21 protein-coding genes are annotated in these 18,648 nt (G+C 58.3%); 4 read left to right on the top strand and 17 right to left on the bottom strand.

The features are described from left to right. Positions 1–16: 16 nt before the first annotated feature. The 4 genes from speB to PEL8287_RS11590 all read right to left on the bottom strand — a co-directional run bounded on the left by speB (position 17) and on the right by PEL8287_RS11590 (position 3,613). Positions 17–982 (bottom strand): agmatinase, encoded by a 966-nt coding sequence (speB, locus tag PEL8287_RS11605; protein ID WP_085892552.1) that lies wholly within the window; start codon positions 980–982, stop codon positions 17–19. Further along, the gene (locus PEL8287_RS11600) at positions 979–1,773 is read right to left on the bottom strand and encodes a C40 family peptidase (RefSeq protein ID WP_085892551.1); all 795 of its coding nucleotides are present in this window, start codon (positions 1,771–1,773) and stop codon (positions 979–981) included. Before PEL8287_RS11600 ends, speB begins: the two co-directional genes overlap by 4 nt. Then, on the bottom strand, positions 1,770–3,149 hold the full coding sequence (locus PEL8287_RS11595) for a leucyl aminopeptidase family protein (RefSeq protein ID WP_085892550.1): 1,380 nt from the start codon (positions 3,147–3,149) through the stop codon (positions 1,770–1,772). Before PEL8287_RS11595 ends, PEL8287_RS11600 begins: the two co-directional genes overlap by 4 nt. Positions 3,150–3,220: 71 nt before the next feature. Continuing rightward, complete coding sequence (locus PEL8287_RS11590) at positions 3,221–3,613, bottom strand: hypothetical protein (RefSeq protein WP_085892549.1); 393 nt, start codon at positions 3,611–3,613, stop codon at positions 3,221–3,223. Between the two features lie 146 nt (positions 3,614–3,759). On the opposite strand from PEL8287_RS11590, the gene PEL8287_RS11585 reads away from it, so the two are divergent. Then, on the top strand, positions 3,760–4,410 hold the full coding sequence (locus PEL8287_RS11585; RefSeq protein ID WP_085892656.1) for a carbonic anhydrase: 651 nt from the start codon (positions 3,760–3,762) through the stop codon (positions 4,408–4,410). Positions 4,411–4,508: 98 nt separating this feature from the next. Here PEL8287_RS11585 and PEL8287_RS11580 read toward each other — a convergent pair whose 3' ends face one another. The 9 genes from PEL8287_RS11580 to PEL8287_RS11540 form a co-directional block, all read right to left on the bottom strand. Then, positions 4,509–6,704, bottom strand: a complete 2,196-nt coding sequence (locus tag PEL8287_RS11580; RefSeq protein WP_085892548.1) for a 3-hydroxyacyl-CoA dehydrogenase NAD-binding domain-containing protein — start codon at positions 6,702–6,704, stop codon at positions 4,509–4,511. Between the two features lie 3 nt (positions 6,705–6,707). Next, entirely contained in the window at positions 6,708–7,187 is a 480-nt protein-coding gene (locus PEL8287_RS11575) for a cupin domain-containing protein (RefSeq protein ID WP_085892547.1), read from the bottom strand. After that, complete coding sequence (locus PEL8287_RS11570; protein WP_085892546.1) at positions 7,187–8,398, bottom strand: acetyl-CoA C-acetyltransferase; 1,212 nt, start codon at positions 8,396–8,398, stop codon at positions 7,187–7,189. Before PEL8287_RS11570 ends, PEL8287_RS11575 begins: the two co-directional genes overlap by 1 nt. A gap of 15 nt (positions 8,399–8,413) precedes the next feature. Further along, the gene (locus PEL8287_RS11565; RefSeq protein ID WP_085892545.1) at positions 8,414–9,049 is read right to left on the bottom strand and encodes a glutathione S-transferase family protein; all 636 of its coding nucleotides are present in this window, start codon (positions 9,047–9,049) and stop codon (positions 8,414–8,416) included. Between the two features lie 283 nt (positions 9,050–9,332). Next, positions 9,333–10,472: an acyl-CoA dehydrogenase family protein gene (locus PEL8287_RS11560; protein ID WP_085892544.1), complete on the bottom strand. Its 1,140-nt coding sequence runs from the start codon at positions 10,470–10,472 to the stop codon at positions 9,333–9,335. 13 nt (positions 10,473–10,485) lie between these two features. After that, entirely contained in the window at positions 10,486–10,698 is a 213-nt protein-coding gene (locus tag PEL8287_RS11555) for a hypothetical protein (RefSeq protein WP_085892543.1), read from the bottom strand. 41 nt (positions 10,699–10,739) lie between these two features. Further along, positions 10,740–12,518 carry an acyl-CoA dehydrogenase C-terminal domain-containing protein gene (locus PEL8287_RS11550; RefSeq protein WP_085892542.1) on the bottom strand — a complete coding sequence of 593 codons (1,779 nt, stop codon included), beginning with the start codon at positions 12,516–12,518 and terminating at the stop codon, positions 10,740–10,742. 41 nt (positions 12,519–12,559) lie between these two features. Then, a complete protein-coding gene (locus PEL8287_RS11545) occupies positions 12,560–12,961 on the bottom strand; it encodes a MerR family transcriptional regulator (RefSeq protein ID WP_085892541.1) in 402 nt (133 codons plus the stop codon). A gap of 172 nt (positions 12,962–13,133) precedes the next feature. After that, positions 13,134–13,508 (bottom strand): MerR family transcriptional regulator, encoded by a 375-nt coding sequence (locus tag PEL8287_RS11540; RefSeq protein WP_085892655.1) that lies wholly within the window; start codon positions 13,506–13,508, stop codon positions 13,134–13,136. Between the two features lie 116 nt (positions 13,509–13,624). On the opposite strand from PEL8287_RS11540, the gene PEL8287_RS11535 reads away from it, so the two are divergent. From PEL8287_RS11535 to PEL8287_RS11525, 3 genes are read left to right on the top strand one after another with little or no spacing between them, the layout of a single operon-like run. Next, positions 13,625–14,047: a PaaI family thioesterase gene (locus PEL8287_RS11535; RefSeq protein WP_085892540.1), complete on the top strand. Its 423-nt coding sequence runs from the start codon at positions 13,625–13,627 to the stop codon at positions 14,045–14,047. After that, positions 14,047–14,556, top strand: coding sequence for a PaaI family thioesterase (locus PEL8287_RS11530; RefSeq protein WP_085892654.1), 510 nt, complete (start codon positions 14,047–14,049; stop codon positions 14,554–14,556). The genes PEL8287_RS11535 and PEL8287_RS11530 overlap by 1 nt, the downstream gene beginning before the upstream one ends. After that, a complete protein-coding gene (locus PEL8287_RS11525) occupies positions 14,549–15,871 on the top strand; it encodes an MATE family efflux transporter (RefSeq protein WP_085892539.1) in 1,323 nt (440 codons plus the stop codon). The genes PEL8287_RS11530 and PEL8287_RS11525 overlap by 8 nt, the downstream gene beginning before the upstream one ends. A 99-nt stretch (positions 15,872–15,970) precedes the next feature. Here PEL8287_RS11525 and sigJ read toward each other — a convergent pair whose 3' ends face one another. The 4 genes from sigJ to PEL8287_RS11505 form a co-directional block, all read right to left on the bottom strand. Continuing rightward, on the bottom strand, positions 15,971–16,837 hold the full coding sequence (gene sigJ / locus PEL8287_RS11520; RefSeq protein ID WP_085892538.1) for an RNA polymerase sigma factor SigJ: 867 nt from the start codon (positions 16,835–16,837) through the stop codon (positions 15,971–15,973). Beyond that, complete coding sequence (locus tag PEL8287_RS11515; protein ID WP_085892537.1) at positions 16,834–17,373, bottom strand: carboxymuconolactone decarboxylase family protein; 540 nt, start codon at positions 17,371–17,373, stop codon at positions 16,834–16,836. Before PEL8287_RS11515 ends, sigJ begins: the two co-directional genes overlap by 4 nt. After that, entirely contained in the window at positions 17,370–17,750 is a 381-nt protein-coding gene (locus PEL8287_RS11510; protein ID WP_085892536.1) for a hypothetical protein, read from the bottom strand. Before PEL8287_RS11510 ends, PEL8287_RS11515 begins: the two co-directional genes overlap by 4 nt. Before the next feature lie 78 nt (positions 17,751–17,828). Beyond that, positions 17,829–18,644, bottom strand: a complete 816-nt coding sequence (locus PEL8287_RS11505; RefSeq protein ID WP_085892653.1) for an SDR family oxidoreductase — start codon at positions 18,642–18,644, stop codon at positions 17,829–17,831. Between the last annotated feature and the right edge of the window lie 4 nt (positions 18,645–18,648).

The raw sequence follows: 18,648 nt of genomic DNA, 5'->3' as shown, positions 1-18,648 counted from the left end.
TTTGCCCTTTTGGATCTCACGAATTGGCCTGAGCGGCCATCACACAAAGCAGTTCAAACATGATCGACATGCCCAGGAATGCGGTGCCGCCCGAGGGATCAAATGGCGGCGAAACTTCCACCATATCGGCGCCAATAATGTTGACGCCTTCCAGTTCGCGCACCACCTGAAGCGCCTGATAGCTGTTGGGCCCGCCCACCTCGGGCGTGCCGGTGCCGGGGGCATAGGTAGGATCGACAAAGTCAATATCATAGCTGATGTACGTGCTACCATCGCCCGCGATATCACGTGCCTCGGCCATTACGTCGGCGACGCCGCGATCATGGAATTCTTCGATCAGGATCAGGCGGATGCCGTTGGCGGCAGCAAAATCGCGATCTTCGGTATCGTACATTGTGCCGCGAAGGCCGATCTGGACCACGCGTTTGGGATCAAGCAGCCCTTCTTCCACAGCGCGACGGAACGGTGTGCCATGGGTGTACATGGTGCCGCCGAAATACGAATGAAACAGGTCGGTGTGGCTGTCGAAATGGATCATGCCCATCGCCCCGTGCACCTTGGCCAAAGAACGCAGAACCGGCAGCGACGTCAGGTGATCACCCCCGGCGGTAAGCGGGGTGATCCCGGCAGCAAGCACCTGATCATAAAACGCCGTGATGCGGGTCATGCTGTCGAGGATATCAGCGGGGTTGGGGCCGACATCGCCCAGGTCGGCGCAATTGACCGTCTCGTAAGGGCGCATGCCGCTGGTCGGGTGCTGCGCGCGGATCATCGTCGAGGCATCGCGCAACTGGCGCGGCCCATGGCGCGGGCCGGGGCGGTTGGTGGTGCCACTGTCCCACGGCACGCCGATCAGGCCGATCTGCACATCGCTGTAGCGTTCATGCCCGTGCGGCACATAAGGCAGGCGCATGAAGGTGGGCACACCGGCAAAGCGCGGCAGATCAAAGCCCGAAACGGGGTGAAAAAACGGGTCGCTCATGATGGTCCTCCCAGACGTTTGCGTGCAGTTACCGGGCCTTCGCCCTGATCTGCAATACGTTTAATGGCGTGTTCAATCGTTTCATAGGCCACGGCCATGTCATTGGCGTTGGCGTGAAGGATGGTTTCTGGGTCGCAAACCCAAGCCACGTGGCCTTTCCAGAACAGAAGATCACCGCGTAGCAGCGCGCTGTCCGGCGGTAGCGCCTTGCCCAGACGTTGTTCCTGGGGCCAGCTGTCCGGGGGGCAATCCATCCCGCAGGCAATCATCGCCGCCTGCACGAGGCCAGAGCAGTCGATTCCCCAGACGCTGTTGCCGCCCCAGAGATACGGTGTGCCAAGATACATTTCGGCCACCGATACCGGATCGGTGGCGCACTCATCACTTAGATGAGATGTTGGAATCCATCCAAGCTCGGTTTCAGTAAACCGTCCCTCCTGCTGCCCCGCTGCGACGCGCGAGAGATGGGTCAGCGCTGCACTTTCAGGTGCTTTAAGATCCGGTTCAGGATAGACATGGGTCTGGCGAACGGCAACCACATGGGTCGGCGCAGGGCGGTTATCCGGCGGTGCGATGGCGTCGCTTGGAACCCAGCCCATACAAGGAGCCGTGTCCGAGGAGCCGAAAACCCATCCTTCCTTGCGCTCAGATACGCCAAAATGTTCACCGTAGCGTAACTGTCGGTCGCGGTTGCGGTCGGGCTGCTGGCGCAGGTCAACCAGCGGATTGACAATATAATGAGGTTCGGGGTCGCGGTGAAAAGCATCGCGATCAATGAACTTGTCCGTCATAACCCAAGCACCTCTGGAAGCGCCGCCAGCAGCGCACGCGCGCCCATGCCGACACCGCCTTTGGGACGCGCGGGGGCGGCGGTGGGGTTCCAGCCGTAGATGTCAAAATGGGTATAGGGTGTATTCCCGGTAAAGCGGCGCAGGAAAAGAGCGGCAGTGATTGATCCGGCAAAACCACCCTTGGGCGCGTTATCCAGATCGGCGATGCCGGGTTCGATCATCGCCTCGTAAGGCACATGAAACGGCAGGCGCCAAACCGGATCGGCAACCTGCGCAGCTGCGGATTCCAATGCAGTGACCATGGCGGCGTCATCAGTGAAATAGGGCGCCAGGTCAGGGCCGACTGCGACGCGTGCGGCACCCGTCAAGGTGGCCATCGAGATCATCAAGTCAGGCGCGCCTTCGGCGCCATACGCCAGCGCGTCAGCCAACACCAACCGCCCCTCGGCATCGGTATTGTTGATCTCGACGGTCAGACCATTGCGCGCGGTCAGAATGTCACCCGGGCGGAAGGCATTGCCGCTGACCGCGTTTTCCACCGCCGGGATCAGCACCCGCAGTTGCACTGGCATGCCAAGCGCCATGATCATATGCGCAAGGCCCAGCACCGTGGCGGCCCCGCCCATATCCTTTTTCATCAGCGCCATGCTGGATCCGGGCTTGAGGTTCAAGCCGCCGGTGTCGAAACACACGCCTTTGCCGACCAGTGTCAGTTTCGGACCGGATGTGCCCCATCGCATGTCAATCAGGCGCGGGGCCTGTTCGGCGGCACGGCCCACGGTGTGGACCATCGGAAAGTTCCGTTTCAGAAGCGCCCCGCCGCGGATCACCTCAATCTCGGCGCCCTGTTTTCCCGCCAGTTCTGCGCAGGCCGATTCAAGCTCGGCCGGGCCCAAATCGGCTGTGGGAGTGTTGATCAGATCGCGGGTCAACGCCTCGCCCGCTGCAATTACTTCAAGCCGGGTAGCATCAACGCCTTTGGGCGCGACGAGCCGCGCTTTGGCCGGGCTTTGATCGCGATAACGGTCAAAGGCATAGCCTGACAGCAACCAACCTAACGCCTCTTCACTGGCACGTTCGGGGTCCAGACCTTCCAAGTGGTAATTGCCCTCGGGCAAGGAGGTGGCAACAGCTGCCAGATGAAACCGGCCCCGGGCACGGGTTTTCGCAGTGCCATACCCGGCCAGTGCCATGTCAATCTTGCCGTTCTTGCCGGGTACCAACAGGGTGCTGCCCAACCCGGCAGTAAAACCCGCGCTTGCCACCCAGTGCGCCACATGTTTGGGCTGTTGACCGGTCCAGTCGTCCAGCGCATCCTGCCCAATCACATGCAGGGGGATGGCATCCGCTTGGGGGGGGGCGAATTTAAGACTCATGACGGCGGGCACCTTTCAGCCTGGGTTTAAATCCACCCCAGCCTATCCGCCTTCGCGCCGCCTGCAAGCCATCAAATGGAAAGATCCTGCAAATCCCAGATTTTGCTAAGCGATCCTTCTCCGATTCTGATCAATCGCGACAGGGTGGCGGCCAGTGCTGTCTGGTCACCGCAGTCGATACTGGCTGTCACGTCACCGGCAACCTGCGCCAGCATCTGCATGCCGACCTGATCAGCGATGGCAATCAGGCTGCGGGCACTTTTACGCATGTCCCGCAATCGCATTTCGCGATAGCAGCGTTCCGTATGCGACAGGCGCGCGGCCAGCTCTTCCAGTGCGCGGCATACCACATCTTCGGCACCAGCCTCGCCCAGTTGGAAATAGAGTTCCTTAAGGCGCCCGGGATCCAACTGAACCCGTTCATCCTGATTCAACAAAGTTACCTGTTCCACAGTCTCACCCATTTTTACACATCAGCGCCCCACGGCCGAAATGCACCCTGCAGTAGGTAGAGTTCCAAAATCGTTGCCTGTGACATGATTTCTCTCTCGAATTCTCTTAAAATCCAGACTATTTAGCAGGTGCAGCAATTTTCATGACGGGGTTTACCATGCAACACGCCCGCCCTTTGCCAACCTATCTGGTTCAGCGCTACCACGGCTGGAAAGCCACTTCGTATTCGGAAAATCAGGCCTGGTATCGGCGTTTAGCAGATGGCGGGCAGCATCCGCGCGCGATGGTGATCTCGTGTTGTGACAGCCGGGTGCATGTCACCTCGATCTTTGGCGCAGACCAGGGCGAATTCTTTATCCACCGGAATATCGCCAATCTGGTGCCTGCCTACTCGCCCGACGGGGCGCAGCACGGCACTTCGGCCGCAGTGGAATACGCGGTGACCGCGCTGAAGGTGGCGCATGTAATCGTCATGGGCCATTCAAATTGCGGTGGCGTTCAGGGTTGTCTGGACATGTGCACCGGCAAAGCCCCGGAACTGGAAGAAAAATCCAGTTTTGTTGGCCGCTGGATGGATATACTGCGCCCCGGCTATGAACGGGTAAAAGATATCGAGGATGAGGTCAGACAGCGCCATTCTCTTGAGAAAGAGGCGGTTGTTGTGTCGTTGGAGAATCTTATGACATTTCCGTTTGTCGCCAAGGCTGTCGAGGACGGCACGCTGACGTTGCATGGCCTATGGCATGAGATCGGCGAAGGTGGGGTAGAGCAATTCAGTTCGAGTACGTCCGGATTTGTACCGATCTGAATTTGAAGGGCAGGCATGAGGGAACGCTGTCCCTACGGTGTTTTACCAGAAAACCCGCGCGCCGTTTGTGGCGCGCAGGTTTCTTTTTTGTACTGCCATCAGGCAGCGTCGGCCTGCAGGCCGAAGCGTGCATAGAAGCTTTGGTTTTTCTTGGCCATTTCGCTCAGCAGGTCGGGCGTGGTGAAACGCGGGCCAAACTGTTCGACCAGTTGATCGCAACGCTCGGCAGCGTAAGGCGAGCCGATGATATCCAGCCAGCTGAACGGACCGCCTGACCAGGGGGCAAAGCCCCAGCCCAGGATGGCGCCGACGTCGCCTTCGCGGATGTCTTCCAGAACGCCCTCTTCCAGGGCGCGCACCGCTTCAAGCACCTGTGCGAACATCAGGCGATGTTGCACAGTGATCAAATCGGGCTGTTCGTCGGCGCGGGGGTATTGCGCCTTCAGGCCTTCCCAGTATCCAAGGCGCTTGCCCTTTTCGTCATAGTCGAAGAAGCCAGCACTGGCCTTACGGCCCAGACGGCCCTGACCTTCCATCCAGAAGATCACCTCGTCCACGGCCTCGTCAGGGTAATCGTCACCCATCGCGGCACGCGTGGCGCGGGCAATTTTGGCGCCCAGATCAATCGAGGTTTCATCGACCAGCTGCAATGGCCCGACAGGGAAGCCCAGCTGACGCGCTGCGTTGTCGATCAGCGCGGGGACCACACCTTCGGCAACCATGCGGATGCCTTCATTGATGTAGGGGATGATGCAGCGGTTGGCGTAGAAGAATCGCGCGTCGTTGACCACGATCGGTGTCTTGCGGATCTGGCGAACATAGTCCAGCGCCTTGGCCACAGCCCGATCGCCTGTCTTGGCGCCCTTGATGATTTCCACCAGCAGCATCTTTTCGACGGGCGAAAAGAAATGGATGCCAATGAACTGCTCGGGTCGTACAGATGCCTTGGCCAGTTCCGAGATCGGCAGGGTCGAGGTGTTGGTCGCAAAGATACAATCCTCGCCAACCACTGCTTCGACCGCTTTGGTCACTTCGGCCTTGATCGCCGGGTCTTCAAAAACGGCCTCAATGATCAGATCACAGCCTTTGAGGGCGGAATAATCTGTGGTGGCAGTGATAAGAGAAAGGGTTTTCTCTTTCTTTTCAGCAGTGCCTTTGCCGCGTTTGATGCCTTTGTCCATGTAATCAGCGGTGTAGGACTTGCCGCGATCTGCGGCTTCTTGTTTCTGGTCAATCAGCACCACCTCGATGCCCGCCATGGCCGAGACCAGCGTGATGCCGGCCCCCATCATACCGGCCCCCATGACGCCGACCTTTTTGACGGTCTGGTCGGGGGCATCGGGACGATTGGCGCCTTTTTCCAGCGCTTCCTTGTTGATGAACAGGGTGCGGATCATGGCCGAAGAAGAAGGATTCATCAAGACATTGGTGAACCAGCGTGCCTCGATCTTCAGCGCGGTGTCGAAGGGCACCAGCAACCCCTCGTAAACCGCTGAAAGCAGTGCTTGGGCGGCCGGGAAGGCGCCCTGGGTTTTGCCGTGGACCATGGCAGAGGCGCCAACAAAGGTCATGAAACCCGCGGGATGGTAGGGCGCGCCACCGGGGATTTTGTAACCCTTTTCGTCCCAGGGTTTCACGAATTTTGGTTTGGACAAGATCCATTCTTTGGCCGCGGAAAGCAGCTCATCCGCGGGTACAACCTCATCCACCACACCGGCGGCCTTGGCTTTCTTGGGGTCGTTCAGCTTGCCTTCGAGCAGCAGCGGAGAGGCGGCCATTGCGCCAAGCTTGCGGGAAAGGCGCGCGGTACCGCCCATGCCAGGGAAGATGCCGACCATGATTTCGGGCAGCCCGATCTTGGCCTTTGGGTTGTCGGCGGCAAAGATGCGGTGGCAGGCCAGCGGAATTTCCAGCCCGATACCCAGGGCGGTGCCGGGCAGGCAACAGGCGATCGGCTTGCCGCCCTTATTCTTGTCGTCCATGCCGCCGCGTTCGATTTTGCGCAACATGCCGTGGGTCTGCATCAGCCCCTCAAACAGGCCCTTGGCAGGGTTGTCACCGGCGCTTTCCTTCATCCTGGCGATGATATTCAGATCCATACCGCCCGCGAACGAGCCTTCTTTGCCGGAGGTGATGATCACACCCTTGATGGCGTCATCTGCCAATGCCTGATCAATCAGAGCGTCAAGGTCGATGAAGCCTTGCTGATTCATCACGTTCATCGACTTTCCGACCGTATCCCATGTGATGATGGCCACGCCATCGGCATCGGTTTTCATATTAAAATCAGTCATGTCTTATTCTCCGATCTGCTCAGCAGTCAGGGGGCTGCCGTCTTTGCGGGTAAATTTGAAGCCGGTTGCGTCCATCGTCACCTTCATGTCGAGGTCGCTGTAATGCCCGGTTTCGGTTTCGGTGCGTGTGCCCACCACCAGAAACAGGGCGGGCGCATCGGATTTGTTCACAAGGTGATGGCCATTGGCGTCTCCTGCTGGGAAGGTGGCACAATCACCGGGCTGCATTGTATGCTCACCATCGTCGTCGATCAGAGTGCAGGTGCCTTGGGTGACAATGACAAACTCGTCCTGCTGCATGTGGTAATGCCGCAGGGATGAGGCAGCACCGGGCTCCAGCCGCACCATGTTGACGCCATATTGGGTAAGACCACCAGCATCGCCCAGCCGTTGACTGCTGCGCCTGGCCATCGCCTGCGCCAGTTTGCCGGGATAGGTAGAACCACCCTTGAAAGGGATTTGGGAGAGGTCCAATTTCGGCATCACACGCGCTCGATGATTGTGGCCGCACCCATGCCGGAAGCAATGCACAGCGTGGCAAGGCCCACCTCTTTGTCAGTGCGCTCCAGTTCGTCCAGCAATGTGCCGATGATGATCGCGCCAGTGGCCCCCAGCGGGTGGCCCATGGCGATTGAGCCGCCGTTGACGTTGACCAGTGCGGGATCTACATCAAACGCCTGCTGGAAACGCAGAACCACGGATGCAAATGCCTCGTTCACTTCAAAAAGGTCGATGTCACCAATCTGCATGCCCGAATCCGCAAGGATTTTCTGCGTCGCAGGCACCGGACCGGTCAGCATGATTGTGGGGTCGGTGCCGATCTTGCAGGTCTGACGGATGCGTGCGCGCGGTTTCAGCCCGTATTTCTTGCCAAATTCCGCATTGCCGATCAGCACCCCGGCCGAGCCATCAACGATGCCTGATGAGTTACCCGCATGGTGGATGTGATTGATCTTTTCCAGATGGGGATATTTCAGTTTGGCCACGGCATCAAAGCCCGGCATCACCTCGCCCATGGCCTGAAAGGCAGGGTTCAGCGCGCCAAGCGTCTGCATATCGGTGCCGGGGCGCATGTATTCGTCATGATCCAGAATGGTCAGGCCGTTTTGATCCTGCACCTCGATGATCGACCTGGCAAACCGTTTATCTTTCCAGGCCGCAGCCGCACGTTTTTGCGATTCCATCGCCAGGCTGTCGGCGTCATCGCGGCTAAAGCCATATTCGGTGGCGATGATATCGGCGCTGATGCCTTGGGGGACGAAATAGGTTTCCATCGCGACGCTGGGGTCCACGGCAATAGCAGCGCCATCGCTGCCCATGGCAACACGCCCCATCATCTCGACACCACCTGCGATATAGGCCTCACCGGCGCCGCCCTTGACCTGATTGGCGGCCAAATTGACGGCTTCCATGCCGCTTGCGCAGAAACGGTTGATGGCCAGACCGGGGATCGATTCATCCAGATCCGAGGCCAGCACGGCGGTGCGCGCAAGGCAGCCGCCCTGCTCCATCACCTGGGTCACGTTGCCCCAGATAACGTCTTCTACCGCGTGGCCATCAAGGCCGTTTCGATCTTTCAGGGCATTCAGCACCTGCGCGGACAGGCGCACGGATGTCACCTCGTGCAGGCTGCCATCCTTGCGGCCCTTGCCGCGCGGGGTACGCACGGCGTCATAGATATAGGCTTCGGTCATTTGGGTTCTCCTTGGTCAGGTGCGGTCAGCGGGGCTGCCGGGCATCAGGTCATAGGGGTGTTTCCAGCCGGGGGTATTTTCGATGTTCGCCAGCCACCGGTCGATATTGGGCCACTCAGCACGATCAAAGCCGAAAGGTTCGGGATAAAACAGGTACCCGCAGCAGGAGATATCGGAATTGGTGATCGCTTCGCCGACGATCCAGTCGCGCCCCTCAAGTTGGTCGTTGAGCGAGTTGTAGGCGGCCCTGAGACGGCCCTGAGTAAAGGCAATCACCTCGGCAGGGCGTTTATCTGGCGCCAGGAAATTCATCAGAAAACGGGTCATACCCGCCTGACTGCTGAGTTTGTGATTGTCCCAGAAAACCCACCGCATGACTTCGCGCCGCTCTTCGGGGGTATTGCCGCCGAACTTGCCGGTTTGCTCGGTGATGTACATCTGCATTACGCCGGATTGGGTCAGCGTGATATCACCGTCCACCAGCACCGGCACCTCACCCATGACGTTGATCTTGCGAAATTCGGGGGTCCTCGTCTCGCCGCCGAAGAAATCCACATAGATCGGCTCCCAGGCCAGCCCGCTGAGTTCCAGCGCCAGAGCGGCCTTATAGGCGTTGCCGCTTTCGCCCATACAATAAAGTTTGACCGTCACTTTCCCGCTCCTGTTGTCGCGCCCGTGGGCTTTGTGGATATTGAGTATTTTTGCCAAGAAGAAACAGGACCGCCTTTACGCAGAATTAACGTTAACGCGCTTTGATAGGGGGCACGGTACAGGCTGGAGAGCCGATGGCCGCCCAAGGAGAAGCTTCGCCGTCCCGCCTGCGTTCCATGTGATGGTCGGGCCGGATGGCGGAGTGGACCTTGATCTTCTTCTTGGCAAAAATACTCCCGCCGGAGGCATCCGACCTCTGCAATTCGCGAAAGCGGCTGAGTGGTCATAGCGACCTCGCAATCAGTTCTTTCATGATTTCGTTGGTGCCACCGTAGATCCGCTGTACCCGCGCGTCAGCCCACATTTCCACGACCGCATATTCCTGCATGAAACCATAGCCGCCATGCAGCTGCACGCATTCGTCCAACACCTCGCATTGGGTATCGGTCATCCAGTATTTGGCCATGGCAGCCTTTTCGACGGTCAACTCACCGCGCATGTGTTCGGCCATACATTCATCAAAAAAGGCGCGAGCGACGCGTGTGCGGGTTTGGCATTCAGCCAGTTTGAAGCGGGTGTTCTGGAATTGCATCAGGGTGCCGCCAAATGCTTCGCGTGTCTGGCAATAGTTAATCGTGCGTTCCACCGCACCTTCCATGGCACCCTGCGCGCCGCAAGCGATGATCAGGCGTTCCTGTGGCAGCTGTTGCATCATCTGGTAAAAACCACGGCCCTCTTCACCGCCAAGGATGTTTTCAGGTGAGATTTCGACATTATCAAAGAAAAGCTCGGAGGTGTCCGCCGCGTGCAGGCCGACTTTGTCAAGGTTCCGACCGCGGCTGAATCCGGTTGCACCGTCGGTTTCGACCACTATCAGCGACGTTCCTTTGGCGCCTGCCTTGGGGTCGGTTTTTGCGGCGACGATGATCAGGCCGGCATGCTGGCCGTTGGTGATAAAGGTCTTCTGCCCCGACAGGCGATAGGCATTGCCGTCGCGCACGGCCTTTGTCTTGATGCCCTGCACATCCGATCCGGCGGCGGGTTCTGTCATCGCCAGGGCGCCCACCATTTCGCCCGAGACCATCTTGGGCAACCAACGCTTTTTCTGCTCTTCAGAGCCATAGGCGAGAATGTAATGAGCAACGATGCCGGAGTGGATCGGGTTGCCCCAACTTGCGAGATTGGCGCGCGATTGCTCAATGCATATCACCGCCTCGTGGCCGAAATCACCGCCAGCGCCGCCGTATTCCTCGGGGATCGACGGGCAGAGCAGGCCAAGTTCGCCGGCCTGCTGCCAGGTCTCGCGGTCCATCTGGCCAGCTTTGCGCCAGCGTTCGAAATGCGGTGCCCATTCAGTTTCGATGAACGAACGGGTCATGTCGGCCAGCATTGCGTGTTCATCTGTCATCCAGGTGGATGTCATCGGATCGCTCCCGTTACTTTTTGCGGGCTTCCAGCTCGGAATTGAAAATCCGCAGCCTGTGGCCAAATGTGTCTTCGTTGATCACGCTGTCGAAGTTCTCAAAAAGGAAGGACAGTGCCTCACCTTCGTCCAGCCCGGCCTCGGCTGCGAATTTTCGAAGACGACGATACCCGTCTTCGGTCATAGCGGCGTTGAAGCGGCGGGTCAGGCGAAAGCGTTTGGGCATATCTGTCTTTCCTCAAAGGGTGGAGTTTGAACCACGATGCATTAAAACTGATCAGCCTTCAGCGCCATCACCGGATCGGCACCGGTTTCAATGCGCGCCAGATGCATCGCGGTCGCGGGCAGACGGCGTTTCATGTAGTAACGCCCGGTGGCCAGTTTGGTTTCATAAAACGCTTTGTCCGATGTCCCACCATCGAGAGCGGCCTGTGCGGCCTTGGCCGAGCGCGCCCACATAAGGCCAAGGCAGACATGGCCGAAAAGGTGCATGAAATCATTCGATCCCGCCAGCGCTGCGTTAGGGTTTTTCATGCCGTTCTGCATAAAGAACATGCCTGCCGACTGCAGATCCTTTGAGGCCGCTTTCAGAGGCTCCAGAAAGTCGGCCTTAAGCGCGTCGTTGTCGCCACTGTCCTTGATGAAGGTTTTCACCAAGTCAAAGAAGGCCATTACATGCTTGCCACCATCCTGCGCCAGTTTTCTACCCACCAGGTCAAGTGCCTGAACGCCATTGGCGCCTTCGTAGATCATGGCGATACGGGCGTCGCGGGTGAATTGGGACATGCCCCATTCCTCAATATAGCCGTGGCCGCCATACACCTGCTGGGCCTTTACGGTCATGTCGTAGCCTTCGTCGGTCAGGAAGCCTTTGATCACTGGGGTCATCAGCGACACCAGCCCTTCGGCAGCCTCATCCCCGCCGCGGTGTGACTGGTCAATCAACTGAGCGCCCCATAGCAGGAAAGTGCGCGCACCCTCGATGAAGGATTTCTGATCCATAAGAGAGCGGCGGATGTCGGGGTGTACGATCAGCGGATCAGCCGGGCCATCGGGGTTTTCGTCACCTGTCACGGCACGGCCCTGCAAGCGATCCTTGGCATAGGCCACGGCATTCTGATAGGCCACTTCAGCTTGCGCCAAACCCTGCATGCCCACACCGATCCGCGCCTCGTTCATCATAGTGAACATGGCGCGCATGCCTTTGTGTTCCTCGCCCAAAAGCCAGCCGGTGGCGCCGTCATAGTTCATCACGCAGGTCGAATTGCCGTGAATACCCATTTTCTCTTCGATCTTGCCACAGGAAACACCATTGCGGTCCCCCAGTGATCCGTCTTGCTTGACGATGAATTTGGGCACGATGAACAGCGACACACCTTTGATGCCCTCGGGGCCGCCGGGGATTTTGGCCAGCACCAGATGGATGATGTTATCGGCCATGTCATGTTCACCGGCCGAAATGAAAATCTTTTGGCCGGTCACCTTGTAACTGCCATCGTCCTGCGGTTCGGCCTTGGTACGCATGAGGCCCAGATCGGTTCCGCAATGCGGCTCTGTCAGGTTCATGGTGCCAGTCCAGTCGCAGGATGCCATTTTGGGCAGATAGGTTGCTTTCTGATCGTCTGTCCCATGCACCAGAATGGCCGAGGCCGCGCCGTGAGTCAGACCCTGATACATGGTGAACGCCTGGTTCGCGCCCGAGAACATCTCGCCCACCGCAGTGCCTAGAACATAGGGCATATGTTGCCCGCCAAATTCTTCGGGAAGGTCAAGCGCTGTCCAGCCGCCTTCGCGAACCTGATCGAACGCCGCCTTGAAACCGGTCGGGGTCCGGACGACACCGTTTTCCAGAACGCAGCCTTCGGTGTCTCCTACGGTATTCAGGGGTGACAACACTTCGGAGGCCAGTTTGCCCGCTTCTTCCAGAACAGCACTGGTGAAATCGGCGTCAAGCTCGGCATAGCCGGGGGTGTCAGACTGGCTAACATTCAGTACGTCGTGCAGCACGAATTGGAGGTCTTTCGTGGGGGCGGTATAGCTTGGCATCTGGCTCTCTCCCTTAAGCGGATATTCCCGGCCGCAATGTTTTATTCAGCAGCTTTTTTTGAGTGTTTCAGCGAGGCGATCATCTTTTCCCCCCACTTCATCTGGTCACGTAATTCATCAATGGCAGCCGTCAGTTCGACTCGTTCCTGTTCCATATCGGCCAGACGCTCACGGGCGATGTCGATTGTGCGGCTGATCTGGGTGAATTGCTGATCGCCGTGATCATAAAGGTTCAGCAACTGCCGGATCTCTTCAAGGCTGAAGCCGAAACGCTTGCCGCGCAGGATCAGCTTGAGCCGCGCGCGATCACGCTTGGTGAAAAGCCGCTTCTGGCCAACGCGTTCGGGAAAAAGAAGTTCTTTTGATTCGTAAAACCGCAGTGTCCGGGGCGTTACGTCGAATGCATCGCACATCTCTCGGATTGTCATCGTTTCATTGGTCATCGGTTTGCCTACTCATACACGATTGATACCGTGCATCTGGGTCTTCTCGGGATTTGATACAACAATAAGATGCGTTGACGTAAGCGGTACGTCACGTCACTTTGAAGTTGACGCAAGATCAAGCAACGTAACCCCACGTCGAAAGAAATTTTATTAAGTGACCAAAAGCTGATCAGGCCTTGGAAAGCGATCCGGCTGTTTCGTCGCGCAACGCTTTGAGCTCTTGCATGGCGTCGTCCAGTTGGGAGCGCTGTTCTGCAAGTTCGGCCAGTTGCCTGTCGGCTTTTTCAATCCAGTCGCGCATCTGAGCATCAGTGCCTTCGTGTTCGTACATCTGAAGCCACTGACGGATGTCTTCCAGCGAGAACCCGAACTTTCGGCCTCGCAGGATCAGCGTCATCCGGGCGCATTCTCGGGCGCCATAGAACCGGGCACGCCCCTCACGCGTGGGGTGCAGCAACTCGATATACTCATAATAGCGCAATGTACGCGGTGTTACATCGTATTTCGCGCACATTTCCTTGAAGGACAGGCGTTTTTCAGACATCAGCATAAATTCCCTGATGAGAAGGATAAATTCATCCGCCGCCAAGAGCAACAGGTGCTCTTGCAGGAGTTGCGAATTAAGGCCCATAAAGGGCGCACCCAAACCGCGAGGCACCAATGAGCGTGGACAAGACCAAATTTGCGCAACAATTCATGTCGGCCCTGCCGCACGCTTGTGCACTGGGGATGAACCTGACCAAAATGGGTGACGGCAAGGCCGAGATCGCGATGGATTATGATGAACGTTTTGTCGGCGATCCCGAAACGGGCGTGATCCATGGCGGGGCGGTGTCGGCCTTGATGGACACATGTTGCGGGGCTGCCGCAATGAGCCATCCAGCCGCTACCGGAGGCACGGCCACAATTGATTTACGAATTGACTATATGCGCCCGGCGACACCGGGACAGCCCATCAAGGCACGGGCAGAGTGCTATCACATTACCCGATCGGTGGCGTTTGTGCGGGCGCTGGCCATGGACGAAGACGAAACGCGCCCAGTTGCCACAGCCACAGGCACATTCACAGTGGAGGGTAAATGATGGCCCGGCCTCGTCCAGAACCCGTACAGGTTGTCAAACAACGACGTGATGCGGCATTGCATGCGCTGGTGCATGGCGTGCCCTATATCCAGTTTCTGGGGATCGAGTTTGACCGGCGTGGCGATGAACTGACTGCGATCATGCCGTTCAAGGAAACGCTGATTGGCAATCCGATTCTGCCCGCCCTACACGGCGGGGCAACGGCGGCCTTTCTTGAGGTCACAGCAATCATAGGGTTAAGCTGGTCCACGCTGTGGGAAGAGATTGAAAGCGGCGCGCTGGATGCCGGCGTACTGGCCGCCGGGAAATTACCGCGACTGCCGAAAACCATCGACTTTACTGTGGATTACCTGCGCTCGGGTCTGCCGCGCGATGCCTATGCACGGGCGCAGGTAAACCGGTCGGGGCGGCGCTATGCCAGTGTTCATGTCGAGGCCTGGCAGGACAACCGCCTGCGGCCCTTTGCGCAGGCAACCGGGCATTTCCTGATGCCGCGAAAGGATGGCTGAGGCGTCGCAGGCGATTACCCATCGTCGGGTTCTGAATATCGCCGTTCCCATCGTTTTGTCCAACGCCACCGTGCCGATCCTTGGTGCCGTGGATACCGGCGTAATCGGGCAATTGGGACTGGCTGCACCAATTGGTGCGGTGGGAATTGGCGCGATTATCCTGACCTCAATCTACTGGATTTTCGGGTTTCTGCGCATGGGCACCAGCGGACTGACCAGCCAGGCCCATGGTGCCGGACAAACCGGCGAAGTGGCGGCAATGCTGACCCGGGCGCTGATGATCGGATTTGCCGCCGGACTGGCCGTGATATTCTTGCAAATCCCCGTTTTCTGGGCCGCTTTTCAGATTGCGCCTGCCAGTTCCGAAGTCGAATCCCTCGCGCAGGACTATATGCGGATCAGGGTCTGGAGCGCCCCTGCGATCATCACCTTTTATGGAGTTGCTGGCTGGTTGATTGCACTAGAGCGCACGCGGGCCGTGCTGGCCATTCAGGTGGTGACAAACAGTGTGAACATCGTTCTGGATCTGTGGTTTGTACTGGGACTGGACTGGGGAGTCGAGGGCGTTGCCTGGGCCACTTTTATCGCCGAATGGGTCGGATTGGGGTTGGGGTTCTGGCTGTGCCGCGATGCCTTTCGGCAGCCCGCATGGCGGGACTGGGCCCGGATACTTGAGCGCAAAAGGCTAAAGCTGATTATTTCAGTCAATAGCGATATCCTGCTCAGAACACTGATGTTAGAAGCTATTTTTGTCTCCTTTCTGTTTCTGGGCAGTGATTTTGGCGATGTCACGCTGGCAGCCAATCAGGTGCTGATGCAATTTCTACATATCACAGCCTATGCGATGGATGGCTTTGCTTTGGCCGCCGAAGCGCTGATCGGGCAAGCAATGGGTGCGCGCGACAGGCCAAGACTGCGGCGTGTGGCGATCATGACAAGCCAATGGGCAGGGGTGACAGTGGTGGTGCTGGCCGCGCTTTTCGCGTTGCTTGGCGGCACGATCATTGATCTGATGGCCAAGGCACCTGAGGTGCAGCAGGTGGCACGTACCTACCTGATTTACATGGTTCTGGCCCCTCTCGCAGGGGCAGCTGCCTGGATGTTTGATGGCATTTTCATTGGTGCGACGCGGTCCAAGGACATGCGAAACATGATGGCGATAAGCCTGGCTGTTTACGTGGTGTCGGTCATGGCATTGGTGCCTGCATTCGGCAATCATGGACTGTGGCTGTCGCTGCTGATTAGTTTCGTCACAAGAGGGATCACTTTGGGCCTGCGCTATCCTGCACTGGAGCGGGCATCGGCGGGGCGCTGACCCATTGCATTCCGCTCGCATTTCAGATTCGAACCACCCCCTTTCAGCGGCTTTACAACAGATACCAGGGTATGCGTGGGCCTGCCTTAAACCGGCGGGTCAATGCATCGGCAGTTTGTCCGGGTTGCGCAGGATGTAGATCCAGTCAATCTGGCCCTGATCGTTGGTTGCAACAGTGCATAACATATCGTCTTCGCCACCACTCAGGATCGCGATTGCAGGGGCGCCGTTAACTGAAACAACCCGCAACCCGGACAAATCAGACTTGCCTGCAGCGATCGAAAGCAGAACCTGGGCCACCTCCTGGGCGCCATTCAACGGCCGGAATGCCGCGCGGACCTTGCCGCCGCCATCACTGATGGCCACAACATCCGGCGCCAGCAAAGCCAGCACTGTCTTATGGTCCTGTGCTGCAGTGGCCTGAGCAAAGCGGGTAAGCATGATCAAAGTCTCGTTGGGGTCAGGATCAAACCGGGGGCGGGCTGATCTGACCTGCTTTGCTGCGCGGCTGACCAGCTGTCGGCAGGCGGACTCGGTTTTATCCAGAATATCGGCAAGTTCGGAGTACTCGGTATCGAAAACCTGCCGCAGGATAAACGCAGCACGCTCTTCGGGTGTCAGGCGTTCCATCGCCCAGAGCAGGGCCAATTGGCATTCCTGTGCGAGGGCAAAACTGTCTTCGGGGCTGGCCTGATTGTCGGACAAAAGTGGCTCGGGCAACCACGGACCGACATAGACCTCGCGCCGGTGTCGGGCGGAACGCAGGGCGTCGATGGCCAACCGCGTCGTGACGCGGTGCAGCCAGCCCGAAGGGTTGTCGATGCCCTGAGCGGCAGCACCAGACCAACGCAGCCAGACCTCCTGCACCACATCTTCGGCCGCCGAACGTTCACCGAGCATCCGGTAAGCCAGCGCGATCAGGCGCTGGCGTTCGGATTGGAAAATATCGACCGCATCAACTTTCATGCAGTCAGCCTTACAACAGTATGGTCAGTATCGCCCAGTCTGATCTGCTGGCAGGCCTGCCCATGACCAAGCCCGCGTTTGAGAACCGGATACACCCGACCCGAAGCGGCGGCATAAGAGGCGGCAATCACTGCTTTTTGCCCATAAGCGTGAAAAATCGCAACGCGAAGGGTATCCACCTCGGGCCTGTCATGAATTGCGGCCTCGGCAAAGCGGAAGGCGAGACCGACCGCACCGGCGCGCTCAAAATCGCGGCGCAGGCAGGCGGCGATCTGATCAGGGTCGACCCCCGCTTTGACCGCCATGTTTACCACCAGTTGGGCGCAGGGGCCGCAATCGCCCTCAAGCGTCGAGGCAATGACCGCGCCCGCCCAGATTTCCGCTTCCGGGCCGCGCGTCTGACTAAAGATTGACAGGCCCAGATAGCGCAGGCTACCCCCTGGCCAGGCATCGGTAACCTCGTGCATATAGCTGGCGTCATAATCAAAATCGGATTCAAACTTTCGTAACATGCGGTGCAACAGAGCCTTGATCATGCGGCACCCCCTTTGACGCGCAGCGCCAGCAGAAGAGTCAGGATGGCAAGGCCGGCGGTGGGAAAGAGTTCGGCCATGGCGGGCAGCGAAAACGGAACCCCGCCCTCCAACCAATGCATTACATGAAAGCCGCCATGCAGCACCGGGTAGGCCGCGCCAAACAGCACCAGCCTGCGGTCGCCTTTGAGTGCACCGAATCCAATTGCCGCGCCACTTGCCAGAAAGGCAAACCCGACATCGCGCATGAAGTGACTGTTGTAAGGACCGCTATCGGATACACCGGGAATGTTTTCGTAAAAGGAATGCGGGGCAAGCAGCAGATAAGCCGCCACAAAGATAAACCAGGCGCAAAGGCCCAGAAGGATCGTCTTGGTCATGTTTGGTCTCCTTTTCCAAACATGACGAGATAGCCACATGGTTTGTGACAGAAGATCAGAAGTTTCATCAGCTCTGCGTCAGACAAGCTTGTGCATGACGCGCAGGTCTGTCCCGCCGGTTTGATCGATCAACCGGGCGCGTAACTGCTGCATGGAAGCAAGCCATTTGTCGTAATCGGCAGATTTGAAACGGATGTATGCAGCGACCTGCGGATGGGGCAGGATCAGGAAGCTTTCACGCCTGACCCCTTCGACAACGGTTTGGGCCAGCGCGTCAGGTGTCAGCACACCAGGCAGGTCAGCGGCGGTCTCCGGGTCGTCGTAGCCCAGCAGGGGCGTGGCCACATATTTCGGGCAGATGACAGAGATACGGATGCCCTGATCGCCATGGCTGATGGCAAGGGATTCAGCAAAGCTGACGGCAGCATGTTTGGTCGCAGAATAGGCGGCATCACCAATCTGATTAAGCAGGCCCGCAGCCGAAGCCATTTGCAAGAGATACCCCTGCCCGCGGTCAATCATCCCCGGCAGGACAGCACGAGCGGCATAGACATGTGCCATTACATGCACCTGCCAACATGCCTGCCAGACATCATCGGGGGCCGAGGCGGCATGCGCGCCTTCGCCCCGCGCCAGACCCGCATTGGAGCAGAAAAGGTCGATAGGTCCGAAATGGGCTTCAGTCGTTCTGACAAGTGCCTGAATGTCGGATTCAAGCGTGACGTTACAGCGCACGGCCAGCCCGCCGATCTCATCGGCGATTGAAATGGCACCGTCGCCGTCGATATCAGCCACAACTACACGGGCACCCGCAGCGGCAAAATGGCGGGCTAGGGCTGCGCCAATACCGCTGGCGGCGCCGGTGATGACAGTGGTTTTACGCCTCAGATCCATGAGC

Source organism: Roseovarius litorisediminis (assembly GCF_900172295.1).
Classification (GTDB): domain Bacteria; phylum Pseudomonadota; class Alphaproteobacteria; order Rhodobacterales; family Rhodobacteraceae; genus Roseovarius; species Roseovarius litorisediminis.
The sequence above is the reverse complement of the archived record's forward strand: the minus strand, read 5'-3'. Positions and strand labels throughout refer to the sequence as shown.